We start from the raw sequence: 10,755 nt of genomic DNA on the forward strand, positions 1-10,755 counted from the left end.
GCTGGCTTTTTTTTAAAGATATAGGAGGAATTATTGAAATGTAAGTTGTATTGGATAAACAATTAAAGAACATAAATACAATGAAGTTAAAAATCATTAAAACTATAATGCTTTTTTATAAAATTAGGATAGCAAATAGCTATTGTTAAGGTATAAGAAGTTAGTAGTTATTTGAAGTTATTAGTTTAGAGAAGTTACTAATCATCCTAATGTCTAATTCAATTTATTGTTTGATTTAGAATTTTTATTTTAGTTGTTATATAGCGGGTTTAATATGTTGAAAAAGTTGATAGGCATATTCATTAGCTTGTGTAGTAGTGCGTTGGCAACTGCAGCTGATCCAATGATTGATACAAGAAATGCGTCTATATATGTTGATGAATGGGTAACGGCTTGCGGTACAGTTGTAGAGGTTAATCATATGCCTAACCGACATTATATTAATTTTGATAGAAGATACCCTAATCAAAGTTTAACGGCGTTAGTCTGGAATAAAGACTTTGTAATTTTTGAAAAGCGCTTTGGAAGGTTGGATAACTATGTAGGACAGAAGCTTTGTGTTGTTGGTAATATCATACCGACCAAATACAACTTGCAGATGAATGTTTCAGGTGCTCAATTTATAAAAATTCCATAGTCATAGTAAGGGTGAGAGTTTGATTATAGAAACTATATTAGGTCTGTTCGAAAACTATTAGCCACCACTTATCAATAACTAATGTATTAGAGTTGAATCATCCTATTTGTTATTCAAATAATGTATGTTTTTTTTACATATAAAATCAAAGTTAGCCATTAGTTCTAGATGAGCTTTGAAGAATTTGATATTTAAACTTTTGTATAACAAATATCTAAGCTAAAGGAATATGGAGATCAGAATGAAACTTGATTTAAAAGTTAGCTTTATACTAGTAACAGGTTGTTTGGTAATGTCTAGTTTATCGAGTTGTAGCACTAGCGGTATGCATAACAATAATCATGTCAATAACGTCAACACTAGCATAAGCCCGATTATGATACGTAGTGCTGATACTATAAATGCTCCTTTGCTGCAAAACAAAGAGGACAAAACTAAAACACCATGATTAATATTAAGTTACTCTTTTTATTAAGCTCAATCATCTATATAGCTCAACGTTTCTAGCTTGCTGGGTCTGGCCTTCGATAATGTGGCATAAATTTATATAGCAATTGTGCCATAACTATACGAAAAATTATGGTTGTAGCAACTAAACATTCGTATACTGGAACAAATAAAACTTATCCGTTTCCACATAAATTAAATATATTATTTTGATTTTTTTATAACATTAACTATCTATTATTGAATAGCTTTCAATCATTAAAATTTAGGATTTCAAATTATGGTTAAGACCACAGCGATGCATAAAACGATAAATAAAATTTTAGCTACAATAGCTTTAACCACTGTCATGACACTGCCTTCAATAAGCGCTCAAGCGGCAACCAAAGACTTAAATGAAGTGTGTGTTGATATTGCAAGCTTGGCTGGCAATATTATGATGGATAGACAAAATGGTGTCTCTAAAAACGTCGTCACCAATAAGACTAAAAGTGATAACAAAGCATATCAAACTTTGTCATCTAATATTATTACTCGAGCTTATAAAGTACCTCAGGCTAAGTCTGATGCAGATAAAAATAAACAGGTTGATAACTTCATTAAACTCTATTACAACAAGTGTGCTAATTAACAAGTTTTCTAAGTATCAAGTGAATTTAGAGATAGAGTTAATTTCAAATTAGCTAAATCCTTGTTCATCGCTATTGAAAGAATAATAAATGAGACCCTTAGTATTAATTACATTGGGTCTCTTTTTTTGTGTCTAAGCTTATTCTAATCTCTCACATCTATACCCTTAATAACTATTATACATATCAAACAATGCCTGTTAGCATATGTACCCTCTAATTGGTAGTTACAAGTCATTTTTTTATAGTTATAAACCGTAGATTATTGATTAAAGTTTAACAAGATGCCGATGAATAACTGATTTTTAGATAGCTGATTTTTGCTAAAAACTGACTGTTGTTAATACGGACAGTTGTTCAGATTAGAATTAACATTTTATGTAATAAATTTAAGGATTGTACCCATGGCGATTAATTTAAACGTAGGCCAAACCCCTTTTTCAAAAGCTGCTAAAATGGCTTCAATAACCACTGTGGCAACTTTGGCATTAGGTTTAACCGCTTGTGGGGGTCAAAAAAATGAAACAGCATCTGAAAGCGTCGATGGCGCAACCACTTCTTCAGATGCTAAAGCTGCGCCTAAAGACGTTGAGCTATTAAACGTATCTTATGATGTGGCTCGCGACTTTTATAAAGATTATAACCCTTTGTTCGTCAAGCATTATCAAGCTGAACATCCTGGCTCAAACATTACCATTAAGCAGTCGCATGGTGGCTCAAGCAAGCAGGCACTCTCAGTGGCTAATGGTTTACAAGCTGACGTAGTGACTATGAACCAAGGTTCTGACATTGAATTACTCCAGAAAAAAGGTTTAGTGGCAAATAATTGGACCGATTCATTCCCAGATTATTCAGTGCCTTTTACCAGTACTATTGTATTCTTAGTGCGTAAAGACAATCCAAAGAATATTAAAGGTTGGGAGGACTTAACCAAGCCTGGTATTGAGATTGTAATGGCCAACCCAAAAGTAACTGGTAATGGTCGTTATGCATTTTTAGGCGCCTATGGCTATGGTCTACATACCTTTAATAAAGATGAAGATAAGACTAAAGCGTTTGTAAGAGACCTATTAAAGAATGTAAAGGTCTATGAGAATGGTGGCCGTGCAGCGACCACAACTTTTGTACAGCGTAATATAGGCGATGTGCTTATTACTTTTGAAAACGAATCAAACTTAGCTGCAAAGCAATTTGGTAAAGGACAAGTCGATATTGTTTATCCTGATTATTCAATTAAATCAGAGAGCCCAGTCGCTGTTGTAAATGCCGTAGCAGATAAAAAAGGCACTACTGAAGCTGCTAACGAATATTTGAAGTATTTATGGAGTAATGAAGCTCAGCAATTAGCTGCAGATTTATACCTACGTCCTAGCGTGAAAGCTGTATTAGATGCCAATACAGATAAACTACCCCCAGTAGATACCTTCCGTCCAAATGATGTATTTGGTAGTTGGGATGAGATTATGGGTACTTTCTTTAGTGATGGTGGTGTATTTGACCAGTTGGCTATTAATGCACCTAAGTAAGTTTTGCTCCAAATTAAGTTACGGCTTAATATTTATACATATAATCGGTATTTAGAGTCTAATAAAAGTTTATTAGTTAATAGCTTTAATAAAATCTTGCAGTGAGTTCATGTGGCTATCTCTTTATGATAGCAAACTTGAAGCACTGCATTTTTTTTGATTTTAAAAAACTAATTTGACGCTTTTATATAGATTTTTTTGGATTTGTTTAAAGGTCATTTTAATTAGCATTAAATTAGAAACACTATATCACCGCAAGTCTTATATTCTAATTTCTCATTATGATAGACATTAAAATCACTAAATATAATATAAAGTCGCTGTTAGCATGACTGTTAATAACACTCTTATAGATAAATACAGCTAAAGTTATAGGCTTACTTGTATAAAGGATAATCTGATCATGGCCAATGCCCTAAAATCAAACCTATTAATTTCGCTAGCCGCAGTAAGCTTGGCGCTAACTGGGTGTGGCAATCAAAAACAGCAAGGCACAGTAACCAATGCCGATGGCAGCACAACCACTATCGAAAATAAAGACATACAACTATTAAACGTGTCTTATGACATCTCTCGTGACTTCTATAAAGAATATAACCCATTGTTTGTAAAGCATTATAAAGCTGAGCATCCAGATAGTAATATTGTCATTAGCCAGTCACATGGTGGCTCAAGCAAGCAAGCGTTATCAGTGGCTAATGGTCTACAAGCCGATGTGGTAACCATGAACCAAGTATCAGATATTGAGTTACTTCAAAAGAAAGGACTGGTAGCTAATGACTGGAGTAAATCGTTTGCCAATGACTCAGTGCCTTTTAGCAGTACCACAGTATTTTTAGTACGTGAAGGCAATCCTAAGCAAATCAAAGATTGGGATGATTTGGCCAAGCCGGGCGTACAGATCGTTATCGCCAATCCTAAGGTTTCAGGTAGTGGACGCTATAGTTTCTTAGGTGCTTATGGCTATGGTCTACATAAGTTTAATAATGATGAAGCTCAGACTCAAGCGTTTATGAAGAAGCTGCTTGGTAATGTGAAAGTTTATGAGAGTGGCGGACGTTCAGCCACCACAACTTTTGCACAGCGTAATATGGGTGATGTACTGATTACCTTTGAAAACGAGGCAAATTTGACCGCTAACAAATTCGATAAAGGTCAGGTTCAGATTGTATATCCGAGTTATACCATCGAATCTGAAACTCCAGTTGCCGTGGTAAACAAAGTTACCGATAAAAAAGGCACTACTCAAGCTTCAACGGAGTATCTAAAGTATTTATGGAGCGATGAGGCTCAGAAATTGGCCGCTACGCTTTATTTTAGGCCTAGTAATGAAACCATATTAGCAGCCAATAGTAATAAGTTACCTGCGATTGAAACGTTCCGTGCCAATGATGTTTTTGGCAGCTGGGATGACATTATGACCAAATTTTTCAAAGAAGGTGGTGTGTTTGATCAGTTATCTTTAAATAAAGCGAATAGCTAAACAAATACAGCATCTAACCAACCTATTGAAATCCTTTTCATTTTTAATTGAAATATTAAACGTGTTAACCCTGTTAGGTCAGTCAGTCTGCTAACAGGGTTTTTAGTTTCAATCACTTAGTTAACCTAGATAAATAATTTTATACTAGCCTGTTATATTCCTTTTAGTCACTAAGATAGCCTTAATCATCATTAAACATAATAACCAAGCCCTGTTAGCATGTTGACCATGACTAAAAGTGCCTTTTATTGGCATTAAATGTTACAACCTATAATAAATGCAGTGAGATATCCATGACCCAACCATCCTCCACTACAGTAAATCCTTTACGCAAGCGCTCATGGTTAACTAAGTTGCGTCAACGTAATGTGTTACCTGGATTCGGATTGTCTATGGGTATCACCGTGCTGAGTTTATCGCTTTTGGTTATCTTACCTTTTGCAATGATGGCTTACACCACTACTCAAATGGGGTGGGGCGGTTTTATTGAAGCTATCAGTCAGGCTCAAGTAAAAGCTGCAATAATTTTATCGCTTAAGATGTCCTTTTATGCGATGTTGACCAATATGATTTTTGGTACCTTGGTAGCCTGGGTATTGGTGCGGTATAACTTCTTCGGTAAGTCTCTTATTAATGCTTTGGTTGATTTACCCTTTGCTTTACCAACAGCCGTCACCGGTATCTCTTTAGCCACTTTATATGCGCCCAATGGCTTAATAGGTCAATTCTTTGATAAGGTTGGCATTCAAGTGGCATTCACACCAATTGGTATTTGGCTGGCTTTGGTAGTGGTCAGTTTCCCATTTATTGTACGTGCAGTACAACCCGTGTTAGAAGAATTATCAGTAGAGTATGAAGAAGCGGCTGCAGTATTGGGTGCCAGTCGATTGACCACTTTTCGCACTGTTATCTTACCAGAGCTTTTTCCTGCGTTATTAATGGGCGCGGGCATGATGTTCGCAAGGGCTACTGGTGAATATGGCTCTGTTATCTTTATTGCAGGCAATATACCCATGCAGTCAGAAATTTTACCACTTATTATAATTAGTAAGCTTGAGCAGTTTGATATTCAAGGTGCGTCTGCAGTGGCATTATTTATGTTGATGATATCATTTGTTATTTTATTGGCAATTAACCTATTACAATGGCGCTTATCACGCCGCGTCGGTGCCAAGTAAGTGGCAATATGGTTTCAATTAACGAAACTTGTAAAATTTAGAATACTTATCAATTTAGGACAGCAATATGCAAATCTCTAATGATTATAACTATCAAGGCAACGCTGCTACACGAGATGCGCCTTGGGTGCGTACCTTGTTTATTGGTACCGCCTCAATATTTATAGTTGTGATGTTAGTTATTCCTCTAATGGCGGTGTTCTTTGAAGCCTTTAAAGGCGGCTGGGAATTGTATCTGGCAGCATTGGTTGAACCAGAAGCGTTGCAAGCTATAAAGTTAACGTTAATTACTGCGGCAATCGTATTACCCATTAATATAGTAATGGGACTAGCCATTGCATGGCTTGTGACCCGTTATCAGTTTAAAGGTAAGCAATTGGTGACCACATTACTTGATTTGCCGTTTTCGGTATCGCCTGTGGTGGCTGGCCTTATGTTTGTACTATTATTTGGTTTGAACTCCACTGTAGGTGGTTGGCTTGAGTCGATGGGTATTCAAGTTATCTTTGCAGTTCCAGGTATCGTTCTGGCTACCTTGTTTGTAACCTTTCCGTTTATTGCCCGTGAGTTAATCCCGCTTATGCAGTCGCAGGGTGATAGCGAAGAGCAGGCAGCATTAACTTTAGGTGCTTCTGGCTGGCAAGTATTTTGGCATGTTACCCTACCTAATATTAAATGGGCTTTGTTATACGGGATTATTCTAACCAATGCTCGTGCTATGGGTGAATTTGGTGCGGTCAGTGTGGTATCTGGTCATATCCGCGGCGAAACCAATACCATGCCTCTATTGGTAGAGATTGCTTATAATGAATATAACTTTACTGCCGCATTCGCACTGTCAAGTTTATTGGCAGGCTTAGCGTTACTAACCTTGGTGGTGCAACAAATTATGACTAAAATGCAGACCCGAAAATATGCCAAAGGTATTAACCGTGAGACTATTGCGGCGCCAAAGCTTGTGATAACAGGCACTGACCCTAAAGCTGCTGCCATTTCGTCTGACAACCAATAGCGTATAGCGTTTAAACCTATTTATTAGAATTCATTTGTATAATAAGCCATTAGGTTTTAAAACCAAATAGCTTTAGATAATTTGAAATTATAAAGAGTATTAAGATGAGCATAGATATTCAAAAAGTGCACAAAAGCTTCGGTAACTTTGTTGCCCTAGAAGACATCTCATTAGCAGTACCTACTGGTAAACTGACCACTCTTCTGGGTCCATCGGGATGTGGTAAGACAACCTTACTACGTATTATTGCAGGGCTTGAGTATGCTGATAGTGGCCGTATCTTATTTGATGGGGTTGATGTAACGGATACGCCCGTGCAAAAGCGTCAGATTGGCTTTATGTTTCAGCACTATGCGCTGTTTCGACACAAAAGCATCGTTGAAAACATTGCTTTTGGTCTTAAGCTGTTGCCAAAGGATCGCCGTCCTAGTAATACTGATATTAAAAAGCGTGTCGATTACTTATTAGAGTTGGTACAGTTACCGACGTTGGCCAATGCTTATCCACATCAATTGTCAGGCGGTCAGCGTCAACGTATTGCACTTGCAAGGGCATTGGCAGTACAGCCTAAGTTGTTGCTATTGGATGAGCCATTTGGCGCATTGGATGCTAAAGTGCGTAAAGAGCTTCGTACTTGGCTTAAGAATATTCATCATGAGCTTGGGGTGACTAGTATTATGGTAACTCATGATCAAGAAGAAGCGCGTGATGTTTCTGATAAAATTGTGGTCATGAACCATGGGTCTGTTGAACAAGTAGGTAGTCCTCAAGAACTAATAACTAATCCTTCGAATGAATTTGTGGCGGATTTCTTAGATTTGGTTTAATAAACAGCTACTTTAAGCTATACATAAGCTAAATATATCCTTTTTAAAATAATAACCTGAGAACTACTCAGGTTTTTTTATGACTTCAGATTGATAAAATGCCAACTATTCATAAATAATCGCAGTTGTTTTTAATTTATGGCTATATTATTTAATTTAATTATTTAAGTTATCGCAATAGGATAACAGGAGCAGTAGTTTTGGTTAATAATTTAGTAGTGGTACTACCAACAAAGAAGCGACGCCATTTAGAATGACCATAAGCGCCAATAACGAACATACTAATGTCATTATCATTACGAAACGTGGTTAATGCAGAAACGATATCACCATTGCCAGTTTTCTTTGTATCAATGATATGAGCGGTGATATTAAAACCTGCATCACTCATCTTTTTTTGAGCTTTATACAATTCAGTTTCATTCGCTGTGTCGATATTATCTACCATTACAATATGACCTTCTAAGTTTTTAGCAATGTTATTTTTACAGATCATATGTACAGCTTTTTTGGCAGTTTCACTACCATCGAATGCTACCATAAACGAATCAGGGGTAATAAAACCGTCAGAGCAAACCAAGATAGGACGATTTATAGCCCGAACTACATTTTCAATTTGACTACCAATATTAACGTAATCATTTTGATGGTCTTTACCGCGGCGGCCAATAACAATCACTCTACTTTTAGAGGCATGATGCTCAATGGCAGGCAGAAGTTTACTGCGGCGCAAGTAGCTATAGACATTGGCTTGGGGCAAAGAGGTTAGTATATGAGCTTTGGCATCTTGTAGAAGTGCTTCACCATGCTTGTTTGCGATACGTGCGGTCTGCTCGTCCATTAGGCTAAGCTCAGTCATAAGACTACGGCGACTGTCCATACCTATGGCCCCGCTTAGATTGTGACGATAGGATTTTGGAACATCAATAACGTGCAATAAACTTACCGACAAATTTAATTCATTGGCATACCAAGCGGCATAATCACAAACAGATTGTGTCACATTAGAGCCATCGATACAGGCTAAAATGGTTTCATTTAAACTCTGTGAATTTAAACTCTTTGAATCGTTGTTTTCTTTGATGACTTTATCGTTATATTGGTTCATAGCCTTACCCTTTTATTATAAATTTTTAAATAATAGTTAAGTCTTTTTACCAATATAAAATTTAAAAAACTATTTTTCAATAGTATTGCCGTTATCAATGTTAGATAAAGTATGGCGACACCAATCAGGAAGTTTGTCAGATAAGGCATACCACATCCAATTACCTCGACGTTCACTAGTAACCAAACCTGCTTTACGTAGGTGGCTAAGATGACGAGAGATAGTTGGCTGAGGTTGATCTAATTTATCTATTAGATCACACACACATATAGTTTCATTAGCTTGTATTTGTAGTACGAGATTTAGACGGGTTGGATCTGAAAGAGCCTTAAAAAAAGTTACTGGCTGCATGAGCCACTCCTAAATTTATAAATAAATCTATATTCGTTAAAGCGAATATACTATAATTGGTGCTACTTTACATCATTATAATCTTATCACTTATCGAATTACCTAGAGAACCCTTATGCTAGTTGCTGTTTTAATATTTATATTTACCCTTGTATTGGTCATATGGCAGCCACGTGGGTTAGGTATTGGTGTTAGTGCCACATTAGGGGCTATATTGGCACTTATTACTGGGGTAATTAACGTTAATGATATTCCGGTAGTATGGGATATTGTTTGGAATGCGACCTTTGCCTTTATTGCTATTATCATCATTAGTCTATTGTTAGATAAGGCTGGCTTCTTTGAGTGGATAGCATTACACGTTGCTCGTTTAGGAGGTGGTAATACCAATAAACTGTTTGTGTTTATTGTGCTATTAGGGGCTGTGGTCGCTGCGTTTTTTGCCAATGATGGTGCGGCGCTAATTTTGACGCCTATTGTGATAGCAATGTTGGTTAAGATGAGAGTATCAGAAGCAACAACTTTTGCCTTTATTATGGCAGCAGGCTTTATCGCAGATACCGCCAGCTTGCCCCTTGTTGTATCAAACCTAGTAAATATTGTATCAGCCGATTTCTTTGATATTTCTTTTGATCGCTATGCCCAAGTAATGTTACCGGTAAATATTGTCTCAGTACTAAGCTCTTTAATAGTGTTATATCTGTTTTATAGACGCGATATACCTCAACATTATGAAGTAGACAGCTTGCCGGCGCCAGTCACGGCAATCAATGATTCAATAACTTTTTATATGGGTTGGCTAGTTTTGGCAGCATTATTATTAGGTTTCTTTGTATTGGAGCCTATGGGTATCCCTATTAGCTTAATAGCGGGAGTGGGGGCGGCAATTTTACTAATAACAGCTTTATTGAATAAAAAAATATCGGTACCAACAGTAATCAAAGGTGCCCCTTGGCAGGTGGTAATATTTTCTTTAGGCATGTACTTGGTTGTTTACGGACTTAAGAATGAGGGCTTAACCGATTATCTAACACTAGCCATGAATGCATTAGGAGATAAAGGGCTGTGGGTGGCAACGATAGGGACTGGCTTTATGTCAGCTGGTTTGTCATCTGTTATGAATAATATGCCGACGGTATTGATTCAGTCTTTAGCAATATCTAATACTACCCAACCCGATACCATCACACAAGCAATGGTGTATGCCAATATCATTGGGTCAGATTTAGGACCAAAAATAACCCCAATTGGATCACTAGCGACCTTATTGTGGCTTCATGTGCTGGCAAGTAAGAATGTGGTTGTCACTTGGGGCTATTATTTTAAAGTAGGAGTTATCTTAACGGTACCAGTTCTCTTAGCTACATTAGCGGCATTGGCAATTTGGTTACCCATGATAAGTTAGGGTCAAATAGTTAGTTAACAACAGATAGTATGTTAGCGATAAAGTGGGACATAAAATCAATAATATTCAATAAATAGCCTAAGCAATAAATCACACGTTATTGAGCCCATCCCGAATTCTGTGTAACTGCAATTTAGATTAAATGCTTACTT

General features: G+C 36.8%; 11 protein-coding genes. 9 read left to right on the plus strand and 2 right to left on the minus strand.

Going from position 1 to position 10,755, the window contains the following annotated elements; genetic code table 11:
• Positions 1-274: 274 nt before the first annotated feature.
• The 8 genes from QZ265_RS07345 (at position 275) to cysA (ending at position 7,739) form a co-directional block, all read left to right on the plus strand.
• Positions 275-637, plus strand: a complete 363-nt coding sequence (locus tag QZ265_RS07345; protein WP_296404879.1) for a hypothetical protein — start codon at positions 275-277, stop codon at positions 635-637.
• Positions 638-878: 241 nt separating this feature from the next.
• Positions 879-1,085, plus strand: a complete 207-nt coding sequence (locus QZ265_RS07350) for a hypothetical protein (protein ID WP_296404881.1) — start codon at positions 879-881, stop codon at positions 1,083-1,085.
• A 279-nt stretch (positions 1,086-1,364) separates the two neighbouring features.
• Positions 1,365-1,715: a hypothetical protein gene (locus QZ265_RS07355; protein WP_296404883.1), complete on the plus strand. Its 351-nt coding sequence runs from the start codon at positions 1,365-1,367 to the stop codon at positions 1,713-1,715.
• A 402-nt stretch (positions 1,716-2,117) separates the two neighbouring features.
• On the plus strand, positions 2,118-3,239 hold the full coding sequence (locus QZ265_RS07360; RefSeq protein WP_296404885.1) for a sulfate ABC transporter substrate-binding protein: 1,122 nt from the start codon (positions 2,118-2,120) through the stop codon (positions 3,237-3,239).
• 403 nt (positions 3,240-3,642) lie between these two features.
• The gene (locus QZ265_RS07365; protein ID WP_296404887.1) at positions 3,643-4,722 is read left to right on the plus strand and encodes a sulfate ABC transporter substrate-binding protein; all 1,080 of its coding nucleotides are present in this window, start codon (positions 3,643-3,645) and stop codon (positions 4,720-4,722) included.
• 293 nt (positions 4,723-5,015) lie between these two features.
• Positions 5,016-5,900, plus strand: a complete 885-nt coding sequence (gene cysT / locus QZ265_RS07370) for a sulfate ABC transporter permease subunit CysT (protein ID WP_296404888.1) — start codon at positions 5,016-5,018, stop codon at positions 5,898-5,900.
• A 67-nt stretch (positions 5,901-5,967) separates the two neighbouring features.
• Positions 5,968-6,912: a sulfate ABC transporter permease subunit CysW gene (gene cysW, locus QZ265_RS07375; RefSeq protein WP_296404890.1), complete on the plus strand. Its 945-nt coding sequence runs from the start codon at positions 5,968-5,970 to the stop codon at positions 6,910-6,912.
• 104 nt (positions 6,913-7,016) lie between these two features.
• The gene (gene cysA, locus QZ265_RS07380) at positions 7,017-7,739 is read left to right on the plus strand and encodes a sulfate ABC transporter ATP-binding protein (RefSeq protein ID WP_296404892.1); all 723 of its coding nucleotides are present in this window, start codon (positions 7,017-7,019) and stop codon (positions 7,737-7,739) included.
• A 169-nt stretch (positions 7,740-7,908) separates the two neighbouring features.
• Here cysA and QZ265_RS07385 read toward each other — a convergent pair whose 3' ends face one another.
• Both QZ265_RS07385 and QZ265_RS07390 read right to left on the minus strand, forming a co-directional pair.
• The gene (locus QZ265_RS07385; RefSeq protein WP_296404893.1) at positions 7,909-8,847 is read right to left on the minus strand and encodes a universal stress protein; all 939 of its coding nucleotides are present in this window, start codon (positions 8,845-8,847) and stop codon (positions 7,909-7,911) included.
• Positions 8,848-8,916: 69 nt separating this feature from the next.
• A complete protein-coding gene (locus QZ265_RS07390; protein WP_296404895.1) occupies positions 8,917-9,198 on the minus strand; it encodes a metalloregulator ArsR/SmtB family transcription factor in 282 nt (93 codons plus the stop codon).
• 115 nt (positions 9,199-9,313) lie between these two features.
• On the opposite strand from QZ265_RS07390, the gene QZ265_RS07395 reads away from it, so the two are divergent.
• Entirely contained in the window at positions 9,314-10,603 is a 1,290-nt protein-coding gene (locus QZ265_RS07395) for an arsenic transporter (RefSeq protein WP_296404896.1), read from the plus strand.
• Positions 10,604-10,755: the final 152 nt, after the last annotated feature.

Origin of the sequence: Psychrobacter sp., assembly GCF_018260395.1 — a bacterium.
GTDB lineage: Bacteria > Pseudomonadota > Gammaproteobacteria > Pseudomonadales > Moraxellaceae > Psychrobacter.